This is a genomic window from Bradyrhizobium sp. JR3.5 (assembly GCF_054057015.1).
On record NZ_JBSRYV010000002.1, the window covers coordinates 282,396 to 304,390 of the forward strand.

Genomic DNA, 21,995 nt, shown 5'->3' on the forward strand with positions numbered 1-21,995 from the left:
CGAAACATTGCCGGGAGTTAATGCATCTGCATGGAAAGCCCAAGAGGCGGCGGAGAAAAATATTCGCTCGCAAGGCAGCTCTGCAGAATCCGGGAGGATGACGAGCGTCATTCCGGGGTATGGCGAACCTGGAATGGAAGGCAGGAGGCGTTATCGCTTGGCGCTGGCCTGCTCGGCCGAGCTCTGGGCGGCTTCGGCGAGTTGCGCCGAGATCTTGGCGGTCTCGGCCGGGTTGCCCCAGCTCGGTGCGTCGCTGCCGTCGCCCCAGGCGCGCGGGCGATAGAAGGTGTGGACGCCGAACTTGTACGTCTTCTTCATTTCACTGACCCAGGACGGCCGCACCCAATAGGCGTGGTAGTGGGTCGAGCGATCGACTTCCGGCAGCCACAATTTGCCGTCGAGGATCGCCTTCGAGATCTTCTTCGCGCGGTCCCACATGTCGGGCTCGCGGACCACGTCGGGGATGTTGTCGCAGGCGAAGGTGAACTGGCAGGCGTAGTGGCGGTTCTTGTTCTGGTAGACCACGCCGCACACCGTCTCCGGATATTTGCCGGAGAAAGCGCGGTTCAGCACCACCTGGGCGACTGCGATCTGGCCCCGCACCGCTTCGCCGCGCGCTTCGAAATAGACCGCCTCGGCGAGGCACTTCTCCGACTTGGCGCGCGATTTCTCGTCGAACAGGCCGAGCCGTTCCGCCGGCGTCTTGGTGTGCTGGTCGTCGGCGTTGACCTCACCTTTCGGCGCGATGCTCTCGCCCATCTCACCGGCCTTGACCGGGCCGTCGGCATCGACCGGCAGTGACGCCATCACCTTCATGTCGGGATCGGGCTGCGCTGCCGGCACAACGACCACCGGCGCCTCGCCCGGCTGCCAGCGCTCGAGATTCTCGGGCGTGCCGAGCGACGAGCCGAAGAACAGGCTGGCGGTCTTGAATGCAAACGGGTCGCGCGCATGCGCTGAATCGACAGGCGGCGCAGCAGCAGGCTTGGCGGGCACAGGCTTCAGATCATCGAGCGGACTGGCCTCGAGCGACATCGACACGTCGTATTGCTGCGGCGACGGCTTGGCATATTGCGGCAACGGCGGCGCACGCAGCGCCTCCTGCAATTCGGGATCGAGCGGGGCGTTGTCGGCCGGCGCGGTCGCGGTCTTCATGCCCTTGACCGACGAATTCGATGTTGCGGGATCCTCGTTCGCCGGAGCCGTGTTCGCGGGCTGTGCAGGATCGACCTGGTCAGGCCGCCCGACGACGAGACGATCGCCCTTCAGGGTGCGATCGACCTTGGGAAATTCGGATGCCTGGTAGCGCGGCGGCGGAGCTGCGATCGGATTGCGCGTCACGGTGCCGGTGATGTCCGCGCTCGGGCTGTCCAGCCTTGCGAGCAGGATTTGCGGATCCTGCGGCGCCGATGTTCCGATCGGACGGCCGAAGCTGTAGGTCGCGACGTGGATGGAGCCGACCGCGGAGGCGAAGACGCGTTTCTGCCAGCGCTCGGCAACACCGGGCTGCCGGGCCAAAAGCGACGCAATATCCTGATATCCGAGCTCGGTCGGCATCAGTGCGAAGATGCCAAGACCGAGACCGAAGAGCGCAAGACGTGCGCCCTTCGGCTGGTTACGCGACACAAACATCGTACGCTCACGCAACGCTTACTGAGTGCAATCGAACGCGGTACATCCGCGCAATTCGACCTTTCTCGTTGCTAACTTGTTTAGGTTGCCGCGGAGTTAATCGGCGTTGCACGCGCGCTACACTCAAGCGATCGCGCATCCTAGGCGCGCTGCATCAGGCGCCTCGGTAAACGCGCGGCGCATGAAAGTCGTAAACACCGGGTCAATGAGAATAGTGAACAAAGTGTTGCAGGCGGTGACCGGCAATGCACCGTCATTGCGAGCGAAGCGAAGCAATCCATCTCACCGCTCAAGCGGGTCGATGGATTGCTTCGTCGCTATCGCTCCTCGCAATGACGGTGCTTACCAAGTGCCTCAACAAACAAAAATGGCCGGGACTTGGTCCCGGCCATTGCACTCTCTAAGCCGACTGATCGCTCACGCCTGGCTGGCGATCTCCTTGCCGAGCGCGGCCTGCGCTGCTGCGAGACGCGCGATCGGCACGCGATAGGGCGAGCAGGAGACGTAATCGAGTCCGACCTCGTGGCAGAACGCGACCGAGGCGGGATCGCCGCCATGCTCGCCGCAGATGCCGACCTTGAGGTTCGGCCGCGTCTTGCGGCCGCGCGTCACGCCGATCCTGACCAGCTCGCCGACGCCGTCGCGATCGACCGAGATGAACGGATCGATCTCGAGAATGCCCTTGGCGACATAGGTGCCGAGGAAGCTCGCGGCGTCGTCGCGGCTGATGCCGTAGGTGGTCTGCGTCAGGTCGTTGGTGCCGAAGGAGAAGAACTCCGCGGTCTGTGCGATCTCGCCCGCCATCAGGCAGGCGCGCGGCAGCTCGATCATGGTGCCAACCTGGTAGGTCAGCTTGACGCCGGTTTCCTTCATCACTGCGTTGGCGGTCGCATCGATCCGCGCCTTGATCAGATCGAACTCGGCCTTGGTCGCGATCAGCGGCACCATCACCTCGAGTCCGACCGGCTTGCCGGTGCGCTTGCCGGCTTCGACGGCCGCCTCGAAGATCGCGCGCGACTGCATCTCGGCGATCTCGGGATAGGCGATCGCGAGACGGCAGCCGCGGAAGCCGAGCATCGGGTTGAACTCGGACAGTTCGCGGGCGCGGTCGGCGAGCTTGCGCGGATCGGTATTCATGGCGCGCGCCACTTCCTCGATCTCGGCCTGGGTGTGCGGCAGGAACTCGTGCAGCGGCGGATCGAGCAAGCGGATCGTGACGGGCAGGCCCTTCATGATCTCGAACAGCTCGACGAAGTCGGCGCGCTGCATCGGCAACAACTTCGACAGCGCGGCGCGGCGCGACTGCTCGTCCTCGGAGAGGATCATCTCGCGCACGGTGCGGATGCGGGTCTCCTCGAAGAACATGTGCTCGGTGCGGCAGAGACCGATGCCTTCGGCACCGAACTTCACCGCGGTGCGCGCGTCGTCGGGCGTGTCGCCGTTGACGCGGACGCCGAGCTTGCGGACCTCGTCGGCCCAGCCCATCAGCGTGCCGAACTCACCGGACAGCTCCGGCTCGATCATCGGCATGCGGCCGGCCAGCACCTGCCCGACCGAGCCGTCTATGGTGATGACGTCGCCGGTCTTGAAGGTGCGCGAGCCGATGCTCATAGTGCCGCGGCCGTAGTCGACACGAATGGTGCCGCAGCCGGAGACGCAGGGCTTGCCCATGCCGCGCGCGACCACCGCCGCATGCGACGTCATGCCGCCGCGGGTGGTCAGGATGCCTTCCGCGGCGTGCATGCCGTGGATGTCTTCCGGGCTGGTCTCGATGCGGACCAGGATCACCTTGCGTCCGTCGGCCTGCAGCTTGGCCGCTTCGTCCGACGAGAACACGATCTCGCCGGAGGCAGCACCAGGCGACGCCGGCAAGCCGGTCGCGATCACGTCGCGCTTGGCGGCGGGATCGATGGTCGGGTGAAGCAGCTGGTCCAGCGACGCCGGATCGATCCGCGTCACCGCGTCCTTGCGCGAGATCAGGCCTTCATTGGCAAGCTCGACCGCGATGCGCAGCGCCGCCTTGGCGGTGCGCTTGCCGCCGCGGGTCTGCAGCATCCACAGCTTGCCCTGCTCGACCGTGAACTCCATGTCCTGCATGTCGCGGTAGTGCTTCTCGAGCAGCGTGTAGATCCGCGTCAGCTCCTTGAACGCGGCCGGCATCGCGGCTTCCATCGACAGCTTGTCGGAGCCGGATTCCAGCCGCGCCTCTTCGGTGATGTCCTGCGGCGTGCGGATGCCGGCGACGACGTCCTCGCCCTGGGCGTTGATCAGGAACTCGCCGTACAGCTTGCTCTCGCCGGTCGAGGGGTTGCGGGTGAAGGCGACACCGGTCGCCGACGTCTCGCCCATGTTGCCGAACACCATCGCCTGCACGTTGACGGCGGTGCCCCAGGATTCCGGGATGTCGTGCAGCTTGCGGTAGGTCACCGCGCGCGCGTTCATCCAGGATGAGAACACGGCGCCAATCGCGCCCCACAGCTGGTCGTGCGGATCCTGCGGGAAGTCGTGGCCGGTCTCCTTGGCGACCGCCTCCTTGTACTTGCCGACCAGTTCGACCCAGTCGTCGCCGGTGAGGTCGGTGTCGAGCGAGTAGCCCTGGCCGTCCTTGAAGGTGTCGAGGATGTCCTCGAAATGATGATGCTCGAAGCCGAGCACCACGTCCGAATACATCGTGATGAAGCGGCGATAGCTGTCATAGGCGAAGCGACGGTCGCCGGAGAGTTCGGCAAGCGCTTCGACCGTGCGGTCGTTGAGGCCGAGATTGAGCACGGTGTCCATCATGCCGGGCATCGAGGCGCGCGCGCCCGAGCGGACCGAGACCAGCAGCGGGTTCTTGGCATCGCCGAAGGTCTTGCCGGTCAGCTTGCCGACATAGTCGAGCGCCTTCTCAACCTGTGCTTTCAGTTCCTTCGGATACGTCTTGTCGTGGTCGTAGAAATAGGTGCAGACCGAGGTCGGGAGGGTAAAGCCGGGAGGCACCGGAAGGCCTAGATTGGCCATTTCCGCGAGATTGGCGCCCTTGCCGCCGAGCAGATTGCGCAAGGTCGCCTGGCCCTCGGCCTTGCCGTCGCCGAACGTATAGACCCACTTGCCGGCCTTGATCGCTGGCGGAGCCGCCTTTTTCGCAGCGGTGACGGCCTTTACCGGCGCCTTGCTGGCGGGCTTTGCAGCCGGCTTCAGAGCCGATTTGGCAGCGGGTTTCGGCGCCGGCTTCGGGGCGCTCTTCTTCAGCGCCTTGCGCGCCGGCACGGCCTTCCGGGCCGGTGCCGAGGACTTTGATTTCGCTGCGGTTTTCTCGGCAGTTTTCTTGGACTTCGCGACGGCTTTGGCCATGTCAGACAACAATCCGAAAAGAGGGGTCGAAGATGCGCGCCTTACACCATTTTGGGGGGTTCCGCGCAAGCCGCGAAACCCCGCTTTCCAGCTACAGGTGCAGCCAGCGCAGCAGGCCCATCCCCACGAGCCCGACGAAGATCAGGTAGATCGCGACGATGTAGTTGAGCAGCCGCGGCATGATCAGGATCAGGATGCCTGCAATCAGAGCGACAATGTGCGGCAAATGCCCAGCGGTGATGACCATTGAAGAGTTCTCCGGCGGTTTTTGGAGGAGCGAATCGAGCGGCAGTTTATCCGCTGCGGGGGTTTCCACATCAAGACGTCCGCCACGGCCTGAGAGTTCCCGCAACTCACGAAAATTGCTCCAAAATGCCGCGTATGTGGCGGCGATTTTTCCGGAACATCGCCACACCAGATGCATTGGCTCGCCGTGCGCATCGGCGAAGGCCGGCGCGCGCGTCAGACGAATGGAGCGAGCCATGCGAAACAGAATACTTGCCGTTGCAGCGGTTGCTGCTGCGATCACGGTGCCGGCTGTTGCCGCACAGGCCCAGACCGTCGGCATTGTCCGCGGTGGCCCGCCGGTTGCAGTCGAGGATGACGAGGGCATTGCCGTCGAGCAGCGCCCGGCATTCCGCGAATACATCGTGCGCGAGCGCGTACCGAACTACACCGTTCCGGATCGCGTCGTGGTCGGCACCGTGCTGCCGGATGCCGGCGTAACCTATTACGACGTGCCGCAACGGTTCGGCGCGACGCCTTATCGCTACACCGTTGTGAATGGCGAGACCGTTCTGGTCGAGCCGCGTTCGCGACGGATCGTTCAGGTCGTCGAATAGCGCAACTCTGCACGATCGCCTGAACGAACAGTCCGGGCGCCGCGCAAGCGGATGTGCGCGCAGATCGACCGGACCAGAAAGCCCCGCCCGGCCTCCCCTCCGGGCGGGGCTCTTCTGTTCTAAAGCATGATGAGATTAGGCTGAGCTGGAGCGGCGTCGAAAAGTTCACCTCTCCCTTTGGGAGAGGTCGATTTGCGCAGCAAATCGGGTGAGGGGTTACGGTCTGTCGAGAGAAGCAAGAGCCCTCACCCGGATTGCACCGGACGATGCTTCGCATCGCCGAGAGCAATCCGACCTCTCCCCGACGGGGAGAGGTGAACCGAAAGCGCGGCAAGCCGATTCAACCAAAACTCTTCCCGCTTCAGTGTCGCACCAAATTACGATTTCAGGATCGAGAGCAGCGTCGAGGTCGACTTGTAGCTCTTGATCGCCGCGTCCTGGAAATCCTGCGTCCAGTTGGCCGCCTGGCGTTCCTCCGCACTCATCGAGGAATATTGCTTGAGGATGCCGAGGCTGAACTGGCGCGGATCGCCGGCGGACTGGCTCTGCTTCAGCGCATCGAGCACCGCAAGACGGGTCCGCGTGTTGAGTTCCTGCTTGGCCGCGAAGATCTCCTCGCCTGAAAACTTCTTGTCCTGGTTCAACGAGATCGCCGACAGCGAGCGGTTGTCGAGCGAGGACAGGTCGGCGAGCTGCCCGGTCTTGCGGCGGGAATCGTACACCAGTTCCTTGCCGCTCTTCGCCGCCTCGCTCTTCTGCCGATCGAGGAAGGCACGCGCATCGCTCGCCACGCTGCCGAAATCGCGTGGCTTACCCGTCGTGGGAGATGTGGTTCCCGCCAGCGCGGCCGCGATCGGGTCGCCTGGAATTCCCGCCGGCGCCTTGTTCGGATCCTGCTGCGTCGCCTGATAGCCCTTCAGCACCGCGGCGCGCTGGCTGGCCCAGGTGGCGGTGGCCTTTTCCTCATCGCTGGCGCCGTCGAGATAGTCGAGCGCCGACTTGTAGCTGACGCTGTAGTCGCCGGTCAGGCGCGTGGTCGCAAGCGACGGCGCTAAGGCCTTGTCGAAGCGCTGCTTCAGTTCGGTGGCGGCGACCGCCTGCTCGTCCGGCGTGAACTTGCCGCCATTGTTGGTCGAGATCGCAAACAGCGAGCGGCGATCAAGTGTCGAGAGATCGATGGTGGTCTTGCCGTCGACGATCGGCTTGTTCACGCCCGCGACCGTGTAGAGCCGGTCGAGCGTGACGCGCGCGTCGTTGGTGACGGTCGCAAAATCCGGCAGCGGCGCCTTGGCGAGCTGCGCGCGGGCGGCGTCCGACAGCGTCAGGTTGGTTGCAGCGCTCGATGTCGCGGACGCCGACAGGTCGCCGGCGGTGCCGTCGCCCGACAAAGTCGCCGCCAGCGAGGGCGTCGCGGCGGCCCGCGCATAGGCCGAACCATATTGGGCGTAAGGATTGGGCGTGGTGCCGATCGAGGTCATCGGGGAGGTCCCTGCATTGGCGCGAGGGCCGATTTCTTAAGAAATCGTTGACTCGCCAGGAGCCTCGCAGGGCATGGTTAATAAATTGCGAATTGTTTCGAAATATTTCTGGCGCGACACATCTCGCGGCGGCAACCCCTTACCTGTCGACGACCCAGGCGTGGCGGCGCTGCGTAAAGACCGATTGCGACGGCGCGGGAAAATCGGGGTCCGCGAAGGCGCCGACCGCAACGCCTATCAGATCCGGCGCGCGACCGGGCTCCCAATAGACCGACGATCCGCAATTCGGGCAGAAATGAAACACCACCGCAGACCCGCTGCCGCCGATGCGGCTGTATTCGCGCGCCTCGCCCTGCGGCTCGACATCGGCGCGCGGAAAGAACGCGGCGACGCCATAGGTGCTGCCGGTCCGCTTCTGGCACTCCAGGCAATGACACAGCGATACCATGACGGGTTCGCCCTGACAGGTGACGCGGAGCTGTCCGCAGGCGCATGTCGCGAGCCGCGCCATCATCCCCTGCCCTTGCCGGCGACCAGCCGGTGAATGACCTTGCCGGACGAGGCGCTGACGACCTCCGCATCGAGCAGCAACTCGGCGGCCGCAAGTTCAGCCCGCACCAGCGCGGTATCGAACGCCGCGTAGAGCCTACCATGCACATCGCGCGCATCGTCACCCTCGGTGACGCGCCAGCTCAGGTAGAAGATACCGCCGGGTTTCACGAGTTCGAACATGCGGCGCACCGACGGCGCGATCAGCGCGTGATCGAGATGCATGATGACGGTCTCGCACAGCACATTGTCGAAACTGTCGGCGGCGATGCCGGATAGTTCGGGCAATTCGGCGTGGGTAAAGCGCAGCGTCGGGTAGCGGGCACGAGCTTCCGTGAGCAGACCCTCGGAGGCATCGAAGCCTTCGGCCGGAAAGCCGTTGGCATTCAGCCACGCCACCTCGCGGCCGCTGCCGCAGCCGATATCGGCGGTCGCGCCGCCCTTGATGAAGAATTGCCCGACGATCTCTTGCAGATCGACCGGCGCCGGCTGCTCGTGCCAGTCCTGCGCAAACGCCGCCGCCTCCTTGTCGTAAGCGGCGAGCGTTGCGCGGTCCATCGGTCAGCCCTCGATCCGGGAGAAATCTGCCACCGCGCGCGTCGCGGCGCGGATCTCGTTGAGCAGCTTCAGGCGGTTTTCGCGCACCTTGGGGTCATCGTCGTTGACCTTGACCTTGTCGAAGAACGCGTCGACCGCCGGACGCAGCTTGGCCATCGCGCTCATCGCAACGGCGAAGTCTTCCTTGGCGACGGCGGCGGAGGCCTCGGCCTTCACCTGGTCGATCGCCGCAGCCAGCGTCTTCTCTTCGTCGAGCTTGTAGAGCGCGGCGTCGGGCGCGCCGTCGAAGGTCCGCTTGTCCTTCTTCTCCTCGATGCTGAGGATGTTGCTGGCGCGTTTTGTGCCCGCGAGCAGGTTCTTGCCGTCGTCGCTGTCGAGGAATTTGCCGAGCGCATCGACACGGCGCACGACCAGCAGGAGATCATCCTGGCCACCGAGCGAGAACACGGCGTCGACGAGATCGTGCCGCGCGCCCTGGTCGCGAAGCTGGACCTTCAGACGGTCGGCGAAGAAAGCGAGCAGATCGTTCGGCAACGCGTCGGCATCGGCCTTGACCGACAGTCCACGCAATGCCGATTTGGCCGTCGTCAGGATCGGCAGACGCAGAGCGTTTTCGGCGATCAGCCTGATCACACCCAGCGCCGCACGGCGCAGCGCATACGGGTCCTTCGATCCGGTCGGCTTCTCGTCGATCGCCCAGAACCCGGCGAGCGTATCCAGCTTGTCAGCCAGCGCCACCGCGACGCTGACTGGATCGGTCGGCACGCGATCGGTCGGCCCCTGCGGCTTCCAGTGCTCCTCGCTCGCGGCTGCAACCGAGGCATCCTCGCCCTGAGCCAGCGCATAGTATTTGCCCATCAGGCCCTGCAACTCGGGGAATTCGCCGACCACTTCAGTCAGCAAATCCGCCTTGGCGAGGCGCGCGGCGCGTTTTGTCTTTTCGACGTCGGCGCCGACCAGCGGCGCGATCTCCGCTGCTAACGCCTCGATCCGCTTGATCCGCGCAGCCTGGGTGCCGAGCTTCTCGTGGAACACGATCTGCTCGAACTTCGGCAGCCGGTCCTCCAGCCTGGTCTTGAGATCGGTCTCGTAGAAGAACTTCGCGTCGCTCAGCCGCGGCCGGATCACGCGCTCATTGCCGGCGACGATGGTCTTGCCCCCGTCGGGCGCCTCGATGTTGGCGGTCAGCACGAACTTGTTGGTCAGTTTCCCCGTCTTGGGATCCTTGACCACGAAGCACTTCTGGTTGTTGCGGATGGTGGCGCGGATCACTTCGTCCGGAATCGACAGGAACTGCTCCTCGAACGATCCCATCATCACCACGGGCCATTCGACCAGGCCGGAGACCTCGTCGAGCAGCACCTGGTCCTCGACCAGTTCGAGGCCCTGCGCGAACGCCAGTTCCTTGGCGTCCTCGAGGATGATGTCCTTGCGCGCCTGCGGATCGAGGATCACCTTGGCGGCCTTCAGCTTGGCCTCGTAATCCTCGAAGCGGCGCACCGAAATTGCGCCCGGCGCCATGAAGCGGTGGCCATAGGTGGTCTGCCCGGCCTCGATGCCGTCGACCGAGAACTTGACGATGTCGGGCTCCTCGGTCTCCAGACCGAAGGTCGCGGTGATGGCGTGCAGCGGCCGCACCCAGGTGAGCGAACCTGATTTCGCCGAGCGCGCGCCCCAGCGCATCGATTTCGGCCACGGGAAGGTACGGATGATCACCGGCAGCATTTCCGCGATCACGTCGATCGCAGCGCGGCCGGGCTTTTCGATCAGCGCGATGTAGAAGTCGCCCTTCTTCGGATCGGTCTGGATCTTGGCCTCGCTGATCGAGGACAGGCCGGTGGCCTTCAGGAAGCCCTGGATCGCGGGCTCGGGTCCGCCGACGCGCGGGCCGCGGCGCTCGTCCTTCAGGTCGGGCTGGCGCGCGGGAATGCCGTGCACGGTGAGGGCAAGGCGGCGCGGGGTCGCGAACGCCTTGGCGCCTTCATAGACGAGGCCCTCGGCGACGAGCTTGTCGGTCACCATGCGGCGCAGATCGTCCGCCGCCTCGGCCTGCATGCGCGCGGGGATTTCTTCGGAGAACAGTTCGAGGAGAAGATCGGGCATCAGACCGCCCTGCCCGTTTCGGTGTGGATCCATGCCTCGCCGCAGGCCTTCGCCAGATCGCGCACCCGGGCGATATAGCTCTGCCGCTCCGTCACCGAGATGACGCCGCGGGCGTCGAGCAGATTGAACACGTGGCTCGCCTTGATGCACTGGTCGTAGGCCGGCAAGGCCATCAGATGTTCCTTTTGATTGCCACCCTCGCGCCAGCCGGCGGCGAGATATTTGCGGCAGGCCTCTTCCGCCATCCTGAATTGCTCGAACAGCATCGCGGTGTCGGCGTACTCGAAATTGTGCCGCGAATATTCCTGCTCGGCCTGCAGGAAAACGTCGCCATAGGTGACCTTCTCGGCGCCCTCGCGGCCGTTGAAGTTGAGGTCGTAGACGCGGTCGACGCCCTGCACATACATCGCGAGCCGCTCGAGCCCGTAGGTGAGCTCGCCCGCGACCGGCGCGCATTCGACGCCGGCGACCTGCTGGAAGTAGGTGAACTGCGACACTTCCATGCCATCGCACCAGCATTCCCACCCCAAACCCCAGGCGCCCAGCGTCGGGCTCTCCCAATCGTCCTCGACGAAGCGGATGTCATGGACGGCGGCGTCGATGCCGATCGCGGCCAGCGACTTCAGATACAGGTCCTGAAGGTTCGGCGGCGACGGCTTCATGATCACCTGGAACTGGTAGTAGTGCTGGAGGCGGTTGGGATTTTCGCCATAGCGGCCATCCTTGGGCCGACGCGAGGGCTGCACATAGGCCGCGTTCCAGGGCTTCGGGCCCAGCGCGCGCAGTGTGGTCGCGGGATGGAAGGTGCCGGCGCCCATTTCCATGTCGTAGGGCTGCAGGATGACGCAACCCTGCTCGGCCCAGAATCGCTGGAGAGCCAGGATGAAGCCCTGGAACGAACGTTCGGGGCGCATGTGGTCAGGCAGGGCGTCCATCGTCAGTACAGGTCTCGCGAGGGGGTTTTGAAGCGCGCGGGACCGTATCGGCGGCAGCCAATGGAATCAAGGCGATGCCGGAAAATCCGGCACCGCCATCTTGCGGAATCCGAAAGCTATTAGCCCGGGCGATAGGCTCCGGTCACGGGGTCGCGGCGCAGGGTCTTGATTTCGCTCGCACGCGTGGTCTCGGCCACGCGGGACAATCGCGCCTCTTCCAGTTCCTGGTTGATCCGGACGGCCGTCTTGTATGCCCAGCGGACCACGGCCAGGCCTCCCAGGACGCCTGCGAATGCAATCAGCGGCGGCATCGGTCGATCCTTGTCGTTCACGTCTGTCAGGCCCCCAATGGAATGTATTCTCGCGCAAGGCGGCCTGCGCCGCAATCGCGCTTTTGGGGCAAAATGGCGCGCTCAAATCCCCGTGTTCACAGCCCGAATCTGGCCCAAATCGCCCTGGTTTCCACCGCCGAGATCAGGTCGTCCGGCAAGCTTGCCAGCCCATCCAGCGCCGCCATCGAGCCCGCGCCGGGCGCCCGCCGGCCGAGCAGGCCGGACAGCATGCCGCTCGCAGGCGCGATCACCGGGGTCAGCACCTTCTCGCCATAGCGGGCCCGCAGCGTCGCGCGCAGGTCGCCGATGCCATCGGCGAGCCCGAGCCCGATCGCGGTCTCGCCGGCCCAGTATTCGCCGGTGAACAACTCCTCGTCGGGTCCCTTCAGGCGGCTGCCGCGGCTCTGCTTCACCAGCGCGATGAAGATCGCATGGATCTCGCGCTGGATCGACTTCAGCCGGGCGACGTCGTCGGGGTTCTCGGGAAGGAACGGATCGAGCATCGCCTTGTGCGCGCCCGCCGTATAGAGCCGCCGCTCGACCCCGATCTTCTTGATCAGCCCCTCGAGGCCGAAGCTGCCGCCGACCACGCCGATCGAACCCAGGATCGAGGACGGGTCGCAATAGATCTCGTCACCGGCGCAGGCGATCATGTAGCCGCCGGAGGCCGCGACGTCCTCGACGAACACCAGCACCGGCAGCTTCTTCTCCGCGGCCAGTTGCCGGATGCGCAGATAGATCTGCCGCGACTGCACCGGCGAGCCGCCCGGCGAATTGATCACCAGCGCCACCGCCTTGGCATTCCGCGTGCCAAAGGCGCGCTCCAGCATCTTGGCGACGCCGGAGAGCGTCATGCCCGGCCGCAGCGGCGTCACCGCGCCGATCACGCCTGACAGCCGCACCACCGGCACGACAGCCATGCCGGGCCTGAACCGCGCTGGAAGCATTCCCTGCACGCGTTCGAGCCATCCCGAACGTCCTCCAGAATACGTTCCGGAATGCCCTTGGCGATCACTTGTTTGTTCACTCATGCCGTTACCTCGAATTAACCACTTTTTATCACGCCAGTGTCATTGGATTTCGTGGAACGCGTTTTGCATTTTGTCATTCGGGCTGCAACGCGCGGGCGGAGAGGGAGCCATGAAGATCTACCTGCTGATTTTGCTGATCGGTACACTTCTGACCGCGATCCACTTCACATCCAGGCCTGAACGCCAGTCGGAAACGGCCCCGCAGTGATTTAGTGCCAGTACGACGCGGGCAGAATCCCTGCCCGTCAGCGCCGCGCCAGCGGCAATTCCCCTTTCCCAGCCAAGATCTCCTGCACCCATTTATTGGGCACACCTGACTCTTCCTTGAGCAATAGCGCGGCATGCAGCCGAGTCGGCGCCCGGCCGCCCTTGGTGGCCCGCACCAGGATTCGGATCGCCGGCGAGGCCGCCTCGCCATGAACCGGTAGGATCTCGAGGCTGCCAAAGCCGCGATCCAGCGCGGCCAGCACCTCGGCAATTCCGTCGGCCCGCCAGATCATCGCAAGCTGCCCATTCGACTTGAGGATCCGCCGCGCCACGTGAACCCAGCTAGCAAGCGTGGTCGCGGTCGCGACATGGGCGCGCTGCCGCACGCCGTCCGGCGAGGCGCGGTGCCTTGAGGGATCGTTGAACGGCGGGTTCATCAGCACGACGTCGGCGCTGTCGGGCGAGAGGCCAAAATCATCGAAGGCGGAGGCACCGGCCTCGACATCGAGCACGATCACATCGGCCGTGATCGCGTTGGCGCTGGCGTTATTCCGGGCCAGCTCGGCCAATGCCGGGTCGATCTCGACCAGGACCAGGTCGACCCCCCTCACCCGCCGCGCCACCGCAAGCCCGGCGGCGCCGACGCCAGCGCCGAGATCGACCACGCGGTCGCCTGACCGGGCCGGCGTCGCCGCGGCCAGCAGGATCGCGTCATGGCCGGCACGGTGGCCGCCGCGGGGCTGCCGGAGGCGCAACTGCCCGCCGAGGAATCCGTCTTCGGTGATCTCGGCGGCCGGAGACTCCTTCTTTGACGCGCTTTCTTCACGCGAACCGGGGCCGACTTCCCTTGAAAACGCTCTAGTCATCGGCCCGCAATTCGTGGCCGAGGCCGGCATCGGTCAGGAGCTGGCGGGCCTCGTGGTTGTCGTCCTCGTGTACCAGGATCCGCCGCGGCAGCACGCCGAGCGAGCCCTCGATGATGCTCATGTTCTGGTCCAGCACCAGATGGTGGATGTTAGCGCTGTCGAGCAGCGCGCCGATGGCGGAGACCAACACCATGTCATTGGTCCGTACCAATTCCCGCAAAATACGCTCTCCTGTTGCCCCGGCAGTGCAGCGAATGCGTCATATGTCAACAGCTTCGAGGCCTTGCCGCTGCACCGCGCAGTTTCTATTGTTATAGCTGAGCATAGTGCGAATTCGGCAAAATTGGAGACCAGCGTGGCGGTTATTGTACCCTTCGAAAGCCCGTCCAATGCTTCGATCGACGGGCTGGTGGGACTTGTCGCCGCCGACATGGAGCGCGTCAACGCGACGATCCTGTCGCGGACCGGCTCCGAGGTCACCATGATCCCCGAGGTCGCCAATCATTTGATCTCCTCCGGGGGCAAGCGGCTGCGCCCGATGCTGACGCTCGCGATGGCCCAGCTCTCCGACTACACTGGCGACGGCCATATCAAGCTCGCCGCCGCGGTCGAGTTTATGCACACCGCGACCCTGCTGCACGACGACGTGGTCGACGAGAGCGAGCTGCGCCGCGGCAAACTATCCGCGCGGATGCTGTGGGGCAACGAGGCCAGCGTGCTGGTCGGCGACTTCCTGCTCGGCCAGGCATTCCGGATGATGGTCGAGGTCGGCTCGCTGCGCGCGCTCGACATTCTCTCCGCGGCCGCCGCCACCATCGCCGAGGGCGAGGTGATGCAGCTTGCCGCCGCCAAGAACACCGCGACCACCGAGGACGAGTATCTCGCCGTGATCCGCGGCAAGACCGCGGAGCTGTTCGCCGCGGCCTGCGAGGTCGGTCCCGTGATCGCCAACCGGCCCAAGGCCGAGCAGACCGCGTGCCGCTCGGTCGGCATGAATCTCGGCATCGCCTTCCAGCTGGTCGACGACGTGCTCGACTATGGCGGCAAATCCGCAAAACTCGGCAAGAATGTCGGCGACGATTTCCGCGAGGGCAAGATCACGCTGCCGGTGGTGCTCGCCTTCCGCCGCGGCAACGACACCGAGCGCCAGTTCTGGATTCGCGCACTGGAGCGCGGCGAGATCGGCGCGGCCGATCTCGATCACGCGATCGGGCTGATGACCAAGCACCGCGCGCTGGAGGACACCATCAGCCGCGCCCAGCATTATGGCGCAATGGCCGTCGACGCACTGGCGCTGTTCCCGTCCTCGCCGATGAAGACGGCGCTGGAACAGGTCGTGGCGTTCTGCCTCGCGCGCTCGCACTGATCCAGGTACTTTCGAGCACCAAAGACGGTGTCGTCCTGGCGAACGCCAGGACCCATAGCCACCGAATTTGATTGTAAAGGAGATCGTGGTCCCGGCGTCGCGCAACAATTGGCATTTGGGGTAATGGGTCCTGGCTTTCGCCAGGACGACGCTGAGGATGGCTCTCGATTCAACCTGTCAAACAGCTTGCTCGGTGTCATCACCCGCGCATGCGGGTGATCCAGTATTCCAGAGACGCCGATGCTTGGCCCGAGAGGCCGCGGCGGATCGCCCGGTCGAGCCGGGCGATGACAGCTGAGGATGGGACGCAGTTTCGCACTCTCGCGACATGATCTGCCCGGACGGCGCGCCTCCTGGCGGCGAGCCCGGAATGACGAGGGGAGCTACTCCTCGACCGGCACCCAGATCTCGAGCCCGCCGTTACCGCTGTTCTTGTCGAACTTCTCGTCGTAGCGCTCGAAGTTCGGCGCGTCGGCGACCTTCATGCCGGACTGCGGCAGCCAGCGATTCCAGATCGTGTTGACGGTGCGGCGAATGGTCGAGATGTGGTCGGCGTGGGTGAACACCACGTATTTCTGCGCCGGGATCCGGACCCGCGCGAACTCGCGCGGCAGGTCGGAGAAATCGGCGACCTCGACACCCGCGATGTAGTCGAAATTGCCGGCATCGTCGCCGTTGCAGCAGACACCATAGGCAACGTCACCGGCCTGGCGGGGAATATGCGCGCATTGCTGGTGGAAGCCATGCCACTGGTTCGGGATGCCGGCCGTGCTGTCATTGGCGTGATTGTAGCGCTCGCCGATGCCGGCGACGAGGAATGCCCTGCCGGTCGCGATGCGCGGCGGATCGATGTGATCGAGAGCGGTCGAGATCATGGTGATCGGCTCCTGAAGCTTGAGCTTGGTCAGACACGTCGTCGCGCGCACCGTCTCCGGCGTGACGCCGAAATGGTCGCGAAACGCGCGGGTGAATGCCTCGTGGGAGCCGTAATCCGCATCCAGCGCGAGCGTGAGAATGTCGGGCGCACCGGCCGCGAGCTCGCGCGCGGCCTCGCTGAGGCGGCGCGCCCGCACGTAGCGCATCACCGAAAACCCGGTCGCCTCCGCGAACGCCCGCACCAGATGGAAGCGCGAGACCCCGGCAACGACCGCGATATCATCGAGCGTCAGCGACGTGCGCAGGTGGCTTTCGATGTACCAGAGCGCCTTCTGGGCTGGATTCATGGACGACGGCCTTCCTGCAAAGCTCGGGCATCATGCATGGCCGCGGCGCGCGGCATTTGACAGTCCTTGCTGCGCGGCGGCGAAACTATGATTCCGCTCCGCGAAATTTTACCGCAAAGCCGTCGCTGGCAACACCGCTGCAATCGTGCATACTCGCAGTTGCATCGATCCGACGGCTCACCAAGCTGCCCGAAAATCAAGACTGCATGAGCCGCGGCCAGCATGTCAGGGAGAACAATGATGCACCACCACCGCCTGAGCTATGTCAACTGCGTCAAGTCTGCGGCGCTTGCGGGGCTTTTGACGATCGCCGTCGCCAGCGCAGCCAACGCCCAGAAGAAATACGATCCGGGCGCGACCGACACCGAGATCAAGGTCGGCAACATCATGCCCTATTCGGGCCCGGCGTCCGCCTACGCCACGATCGGCAAGACGGAAGCGGCCTATTTCAACAAGCTCAACAGCGAGGGCGGCATCAACGGCCGCAAGATCAACTTCGTCTCCTACGACGACGGCTACAGCCCACCGAAGATGGTCGAGCAGGCCCGCAAGCTGGTCGAGAGCGACGAGGTGCTGTTGATCTTCAACCCGCTGGGCACGCCGGGCAACACCGCGATCCAGAAATACATGAACGCCAAGAAGGTGCCGCGCAGCTGTTCGTCTCCACCGGTGCCGCCAAGTGGAACGATCCGAAGAATTTTCCGTGGACCATGGGCTGGCAGCCGAGCTACCAGGTCGAGGCGCGCATCTATGCCAAATACATCCTGCAGAAATATCCCGGCAAGACCATCGGCGTGCTCTATCAGAACGACGATTTCGGCAAGGATTATCTGATCGGCCTGCATGAGGGGCTCGGCGACGCGGCCAAGAAACTGATCGTCGTCGAATCCTCCTACGAGACCACGTCGCCGACGGTGGATTCACAGATCGTGCAGATCAAGGGCGCCAACCCCGACATCTTCGTCAACATCGCGACGCCGAAATTCGCGGCGCAGGCGATCAAGAAGGCCGCCGAGCTCGATTGGCATCCGGTCCAGTTCCTGACCAACGTCTCCGTCTCGATCGGCGGCGTGATGAAGCCGGCCGGCTATGAGGCGAGCCAGGACATCCTGTCGACCCAGTATCTGAAGGATCCGGCGGATCACGAGTGGAAGAACGATCCAGCCATGAACGAGTGGCGCGCCTTCATGACCAAGTGGTATCCCGAGGGCGACCAGAACGACGCCTCGACCGTGTTCGGCTACGGCGTCGCCAAGGGGCTCGAGCAGGTGTTGCGGCAATGCGGCGACAACCTCACCCGCGAGAACCTGATGAAGCAGGCGGCGAGCCTCAACTTCGAGATCGGCATCTACCTGCCCGGCACCAAGATCAAGACCGGGCCGGACGACTACGCACCGATCGAGCAGTTGCAGATGATGCGCTTCAAGGGCGAGAGCTGGGAGCGGTTCGGCCCCATCATGAGCGGCGAGAAGAGTTCGTAGCAGCCTTCTCCACAGTTTCGGAGTTCGTGATGCCCGGCGCCACGCCGGGCATCCACGTCTTCGACACGATTCACGAGCAAGACTCGCCACAAGCAAGGCTTTACAACCAAGACCTGCGATGGCTGGAACCCAGGCGAGCAGCGACGCCGTCCAGACTGCCGTGTCCGGCCGTCACGAGCTCCAGCTACATCCTGCGATCGGAAGGACAACAACAATGAAGATCACCGACGTCCGCGCCCACCATATTCGCATTCCCTATGACGCAGGCCCCGCGAGCTTCCGCCAGGGCGCCTCCGCGATCTCGGCGCTCGACATGGTGCTGGTCGAGGTTTCGACCGATGCAGGCCTGACCGGCTGGGGCGATGCCTTCGCCTATGTCTGCCCGAAGACGAGTTGCGCGGCGGTGGCCGAGATGATCGCGCCGCAGGCCCGCGGCCTCGAGGTGCCCGATGCGGCCAGCATCCCCGCCGCGATGGAGCAGATCCAGCGCAATCTGCATCTGTTCGGCCGCTACGGCATCACGATGTTTGCGATCTCGGCGCTCGACATCGCGCTGTGGGACCTCGCCGGCAAGGTGAAGGGCGTGCCGCTGCATCAATTGATCGGCGGCGCCAAGCGCAGCACGATTCCGGCCTATGCCAGCCTGATGCGGATCGGCAATCCGACGCACATCGCCGCCGAATGCAAGAAGGCGATCAAGCTCGGTTACGCCGCGATCAAGCTGCACGAGACCACCGTGCCGGCCGTTGCCGCGGCGCGCGAAGCGATCGGCCCCGGCGTGCCGCTGATGGTCGACATGAATTGCCCGCTGGATGGACCGGCGGCGATCCAGTTCGCCCGCGACTGCAAGCAGGCCGCGCCGATGTTCCTGGAGGAGCCGATCTGGCCGCCGGAGGATTTTGCAACGCTCGCGGAGGTGCGGAGAGAAGGCCGGCTCGATATCGCCGCCGGCGAGAACGCCTGCACGGTGCATCAATTCCGCCAGATGATGACCGCGGGCGCGGTCAGTCACGCCCAGCCATCGGTGATCAAGGTCGGCGGCGTCACCGAATTCCTGCGCGTGGCGGTGCTTGCCGATGAGTTCGGCGTCCAGGTGATTCCTCATTCGCCCTATTTCGGGCCGGGCTTTCTCGCCACGCTGCATCTGATGGCGATCCGCGACGAAGGCCTGATCGAAGTGTTCTTCATGAAGCGCCCCGCTTGCCTGTGGGGCGACCGCATCGACGTCGACGCCCGTGGCCATGTCGCCGTGCCGCAGGGCCCCGGGCTTGGCTACGAACCGGATCGCGACGTGATGGAGACGTATCGGATAGCGTGAGCCGCACGCTGCGAGCCACGACAACGATGCGCCCCCTCTCCCGCTTGCGGGGGAGGGCTGGGGTGGGGGCTCTCTCCGCGAGTCACATCGTGGAGAGAGCCCCCACCCGTATCGCATCTGACGATGTGATACGGCCTCCCCCGCAAGCGGGGGAGGCGAAGCGAGACTGCCGACGGACTTCGCGCTACTTCGTCCCGTCCTTCGCGGCCGGCGTCGCATCCTTCGCCGGCGGCACGTCGGCTTTCTTCTTCATATCCTCGGTCAGCTTGACCTGCGTCGCCTGCAAATCGGTGACGAGCTTCTGCAAGCCCGCGATTGTGCTCTTCAGGCTTTCGATCTGGCGGTTGGCGGCGTCGAGCTTCTGCTGATGATCCGATGTGAGCTTGCCGATCGTCTTCTGCAGGAAATCGACATTGCTCTGCAGGCAGCTGGTGCGCCGCTCCATCGTCTTCTCGACGGTGCAGATCTCGATACCGGGAACGTCCTGCGCATGCGCGGTTCCGACGACGCCGAGTGCAAACGGCACGAGCAAGGCAGCAACGAAACGCGCGATCATCGACATCCCCAATCACATGCGTCATTCACAGTTTTGTGCTCGCGACGCTGAAAGCCAAGCACACATACCACACTGAAACCGCATTCGAGCGGTGTGCTTGACCCATTACGGGGACTACTCGTGGGGACGGGGGCCTTCGGAACTTGTTTGGTTCGACCCCTTTTGGCTCGACCTTGGGCAGTGGAGACAGATCGTATGGCTACGCGCGAAAAACGGCTGGCGCAATTCGACGGCAATGGTGAACCTTCGCCGGAACAACGCGTGGAAGTGCTTTGTGAGGATCACAGCGGAACGTATCAGCTGCCGTTCGCCTGCCGCTTCATCGACGGCCAGTGGCGCAATGACACAACCGGCGGCGCGCTGGAGGTCAATGTCATCGCCTGGCGCATGCCGCGCGTGAAGCAGGCCGGCATGGCCTGAGGGCCGCATTGGCGCGCTGTTTCAAAACGCGACGCGCACGCGAGGCGTTTTAAGATTTGGAACGCGGATGGAACGAACCGCGTCCGAATCACTGATTGAGCAACGTACTCCGTTGTTCACGGCTAGATGTGGTCATCAGTCCGAGGCAGCGCACCACATACAGAAGCATGACGATCGGCCGCAGCCAGCGGCCGACGACAAAGGTTAATTCCTCCGCAGACGACATTTGCACTCCCTCCTCGCGGTCATTTCCACGGCGTCACCGGCGGCACGGTCTCGGTCGCAGGCGGCACATCCACGGTCTTGAAATCGGCGGGGCTGACGATCTCGAGGTATTCCATGTCCTTCGAGTAGTCGAACAGATAGTGGGTGATGCTGCCGGGCCGCTGATGGATCACGTCGCCGGCCTCGACCAGCGTCTCCTTGTCTTCATACATGAAGCGCGCCCAGCCCTTGGTCATGATGACGATCTGAAAATCGCACAGATGCTTGTGCCAGCCGGTGCCCTCTTCCGGCGGCAGCTCGGGATTGGCCTTGACCAGATGGCAGATCACCTGCCCGCCGGTGGCATCGGCGATGCCGAGATCCCGATACAGGAAGAAGTCGCGCAGACCTCCGCCCTTGAACTCGGTGTCGCCGGGTTTGACGTGGGAGAATTTGCTGACGATGGCGTGCTGGTTCATTTCAAGCCTCCACGGTTCTCGTGTTCGCGAGATCGCGGCGCGGGCTCAGCGTCCAAATTTTCGGCAGCGTCGCATCGTCGCGGTCACAGCTTGCTTGTTGCTATGCGAAATCCTTGCCAGCCCGGTTGTGCTGCGGCGATCGGTCCTGCCATGCGCTGATATCGCCGCCGAAGCATTTGGCGCGAGGCACATATTTGCGTTCGGCGGCTGCCGGGCGCGCCCGCCGCACGCAGCCGGTGCCGGACGCCGAAGGCACGTCCATTGAGCAAGGCTTGCCTGGAGCTTGAGCCGCCGGCGCGGGCAGGCCGGGCGCGCGCTGCCTAATATTCGACCTCGAGCTCCTCGACATCGGCCGGCTCCGCCTTCGCGGCCTCGATCCATTCCTGCATCTCGGGCATGGTCATGATGGTGCTGGCATACACCGCAAGGGCCGGTTCGAGCTTGACGTCATAGGTCATGAAGCGGGTCACGACCGGCGCATACATCGCGTCCGCCATGGTGCGGCGTTCGCCGAACAGGAACGGTCCGCCGGACCTGCCGAGACAGTCGCGCCAGATGGTGCAGACACGGTCGATATCGGCCTGCGCCCGCGACCAGATCTTGAAGCCGGGAAAATGCCCCTTGAGATTGACGGGCAGCGAGGACCGCAGCGTGGTGAAGCCGGAATGGATTTCGCCCGAGATCGAGCGACAATGCGCGCGCTGGATCCGGTCCTCCGGGAGCAGCCCGGCATGCGGCGTGACCTCGTTGAGATACTCGCCGATCGCCAGCGTATCCCAGACGGTCGCGCCCTCGTGGCGCAGGCAGGGCACCAGGATCGACGACGACAGCAGCAGCAGTTCGGCCCGCGCCGAGGCGTCATCGGGCGCGGTGACCACCTCCTCGAATTCCAGCCCGGCGAATTTCACCAGCAGCCAGCCGCGCAGCGACCAGGACGAATAATTCTTGCTGCTGATGGTGAGTGTCGCTTTCGCCATATCGGATCCTCACGCCTGAACGCGTCCTGAGCCCCCGGTGACCGCGCGCCGGTCCAACCGCCGCGCCCCGAAGCCGTTCATTTTTGCAGCAAGCCACGTGCCAAT

At 64.5% G+C, this 21,995-nt stretch carries 21 protein-coding genes and 1 pseudogene; 5 read left to right on the plus strand and 17 right to left on the minus strand.

The genetic code is table 11. The annotated features are described in order from the left end of the window. Positions 1–150: 150 nt before the first annotated feature. The 3 genes from ACVWW1_RS17975 to ACVWW1_RS17985 all read right to left on the minus strand — a co-directional run bounded on the left by ACVWW1_RS17975 (position 151) and on the right by ACVWW1_RS17985 (position 5,212). Entirely contained in the window at positions 151–1,632 is a 1,482-nt protein-coding gene (locus ACVWW1_RS17975; protein ID WP_456656886.1) for a cell wall hydrolase, read from the minus strand. A 417-nt stretch (positions 1,633–2,049) separates the two neighbouring features. Continuing rightward, entirely contained in the window at positions 2,050–4,965 is a 2,916-nt protein-coding gene (gene ppdK, locus ACVWW1_RS17980; RefSeq protein WP_456656887.1) for a pyruvate, phosphate dikinase, read from the minus strand. 91 nt (positions 4,966–5,056) lie between these two features. Then, a complete protein-coding gene (locus tag ACVWW1_RS17985) occupies positions 5,057–5,212 on the minus strand; it encodes a DUF3096 domain-containing protein (protein ID WP_084518327.1) in 156 nt (51 codons plus the stop codon). 235 nt (positions 5,213–5,447) lie between these two features. On the opposite strand from ACVWW1_RS17985, the gene ACVWW1_RS17990 reads away from it, so the two are divergent. Next, positions 5,448–5,807, plus strand: coding sequence for a DUF1236 domain-containing protein (locus ACVWW1_RS17990; RefSeq protein ID WP_176529739.1), 360 nt, complete (start codon positions 5,448–5,450; stop codon positions 5,805–5,807). 377 nt (positions 5,808–6,184) lie between these two features. Here the strand turns inward: ACVWW1_RS17990 and ACVWW1_RS17995 are convergent, their stop codons facing one another. The 9 genes from ACVWW1_RS17995 to ACVWW1_RS18035 all read right to left on the minus strand — a co-directional run bounded on the left by ACVWW1_RS17995 (position 6,185) and on the right by ACVWW1_RS18035 (position 14,086). Next, entirely contained in the window at positions 6,185–7,285 is a 1,101-nt protein-coding gene (locus tag ACVWW1_RS17995; RefSeq protein WP_456656888.1) for a hypothetical protein, read from the minus strand. A gap of 139 nt (positions 7,286–7,424) precedes the next feature. Further along, positions 7,425–7,799 carry a GFA family protein gene (locus ACVWW1_RS18000; protein WP_456656889.1) on the minus strand — a complete coding sequence of 125 codons (375 nt, stop codon included), beginning with the start codon at positions 7,797–7,799 and terminating at the stop codon, positions 7,425–7,427. Next, positions 7,796–8,392, minus strand: a complete 597-nt coding sequence (locus tag ACVWW1_RS18005; protein WP_456656890.1) for a class I SAM-dependent methyltransferase — start codon at positions 8,390–8,392, stop codon at positions 7,796–7,798. Before ACVWW1_RS18005 ends, ACVWW1_RS18000 begins: the two co-directional genes overlap by 4 nt. A gap of 3 nt (positions 8,393–8,395) precedes the next feature. After that, positions 8,396–10,495, minus strand: coding sequence for a glycine--tRNA ligase subunit beta (gene glyS / locus ACVWW1_RS18010; RefSeq protein WP_456656891.1), 2,100 nt, complete (start codon positions 10,493–10,495; stop codon positions 8,396–8,398). Further along, complete coding sequence (locus ACVWW1_RS18015; RefSeq protein WP_456656892.1) at positions 10,495–11,430, minus strand: glycine--tRNA ligase subunit alpha; 936 nt, start codon at positions 11,428–11,430, stop codon at positions 10,495–10,497. Before ACVWW1_RS18015 ends, glyS begins: the two co-directional genes overlap by 1 nt. Positions 11,431–11,549: 119 nt before the next feature. Then, the gene (locus tag ACVWW1_RS18020; RefSeq protein ID WP_050403245.1) at positions 11,550–11,741 is read right to left on the minus strand and encodes a hypothetical protein; all 192 of its coding nucleotides are present in this window, start codon (positions 11,739–11,741) and stop codon (positions 11,550–11,552) included. A gap of 116 nt (positions 11,742–11,857) precedes the next feature. Further along, positions 11,858–12,793, minus strand: coding sequence for a S49 family peptidase (locus ACVWW1_RS18025; RefSeq protein WP_456656893.1), 936 nt, complete (start codon positions 12,791–12,793; stop codon positions 11,858–11,860). A gap of 245 nt (positions 12,794–13,038) precedes the next feature. Further along, a complete protein-coding gene (locus ACVWW1_RS18030; protein WP_456656894.1) occupies positions 13,039–13,866 on the minus strand; it encodes a tRNA1(Val) (adenine(37)-N6)-methyltransferase in 828 nt (275 codons plus the stop codon). Further along, positions 13,859–14,086 carry a putative signal transducing protein gene (locus ACVWW1_RS18035; RefSeq protein WP_026193157.1) on the minus strand — a complete coding sequence of 76 codons (228 nt, stop codon included), beginning with the start codon at positions 14,084–14,086 and terminating at the stop codon, positions 13,859–13,861. The genes ACVWW1_RS18030 and ACVWW1_RS18035 overlap by 8 nt, the downstream gene beginning before the upstream one ends. A 135-nt stretch (positions 14,087–14,221) precedes the next feature. On the opposite strand from ACVWW1_RS18035, the gene ACVWW1_RS18040 reads away from it, so the two are divergent. After that, on the plus strand, positions 14,222–15,232 hold the full coding sequence (locus ACVWW1_RS18040) for a polyprenyl synthetase family protein (protein ID WP_456656895.1): 1,011 nt from the start codon (positions 14,222–14,224) through the stop codon (positions 15,230–15,232). 383 nt (positions 15,233–15,615) lie between these two features. On the opposite strand, the gene ACVWW1_RS18045 is transcribed toward ACVWW1_RS18040, so the two are convergent. After that, positions 15,616–16,455, minus strand: a complete 840-nt coding sequence (locus ACVWW1_RS18045) for an AraC family transcriptional regulator (protein WP_456656896.1) — start codon at positions 16,453–16,455, stop codon at positions 15,616–15,618. A 237-nt stretch (positions 16,456–16,692) separates the two neighbouring features. On the opposite strand from ACVWW1_RS18045, the pseudogene ACVWW1_RS18050 reads away from it, so the two are divergent. Together ACVWW1_RS18050 and ACVWW1_RS18055 are read left to right on the plus strand one after the other, a co-directional pair. Then, positions 16,693–17,936 (plus strand): annotated as a pseudogene (locus ACVWW1_RS18050) (ABC transporter substrate-binding protein). Positions 17,937–18,150: 214 nt separating this feature from the next. After that, positions 18,151–19,254, plus strand: a complete 1,104-nt coding sequence (locus tag ACVWW1_RS18055; protein ID WP_456656897.1) for a mandelate racemase/muconate lactonizing enzyme family protein — start codon at positions 18,151–18,153, stop codon at positions 19,252–19,254. Between the two features lie 184 nt (positions 19,255–19,438). On the opposite strand, the gene ACVWW1_RS18060 is transcribed toward ACVWW1_RS18055, so the two are convergent. Continuing rightward, positions 19,439–19,810 carry a hypothetical protein gene (locus tag ACVWW1_RS18060; RefSeq protein WP_456656898.1) on the minus strand — a complete coding sequence of 124 codons (372 nt, stop codon included), beginning with the start codon at positions 19,808–19,810 and terminating at the stop codon, positions 19,439–19,441. 195 nt (positions 19,811–20,005) lie between these two features. On the opposite strand from ACVWW1_RS18060, the gene ACVWW1_RS18065 reads away from it, so the two are divergent. Next, positions 20,006–20,230 (plus strand): hypothetical protein, encoded by a 225-nt coding sequence (locus tag ACVWW1_RS18065; RefSeq protein WP_029079022.1) that lies wholly within the window; start codon positions 20,006–20,008, stop codon positions 20,228–20,230. 88 nt (positions 20,231–20,318) lie between these two features. Here ACVWW1_RS18065 and ACVWW1_RS18070 read toward each other — a convergent pair whose 3' ends face one another. The 3 genes from ACVWW1_RS18070 to ACVWW1_RS18080 form a co-directional block, all read right to left on the minus strand. Next, on the minus strand, positions 20,319–20,456 hold the full coding sequence (locus ACVWW1_RS18070) for a hypothetical protein (protein ID WP_456656899.1): 138 nt from the start codon (positions 20,454–20,456) through the stop codon (positions 20,319–20,321). A 19-nt stretch (positions 20,457–20,475) separates the two neighbouring features. After that, on the minus strand, positions 20,476–20,913 hold the full coding sequence (locus ACVWW1_RS18075; protein ID WP_456656900.1) for a cupin domain-containing protein: 438 nt from the start codon (positions 20,911–20,913) through the stop codon (positions 20,476–20,478). A 320-nt stretch (positions 20,914–21,233) separates the two neighbouring features. Next, positions 21,234–21,890, minus strand: coding sequence for a glutathione S-transferase (locus tag ACVWW1_RS18080; protein ID WP_456656901.1), 657 nt, complete (start codon positions 21,888–21,890; stop codon positions 21,234–21,236). Positions 21,891–21,995 lie beyond the last annotated feature (105 nt).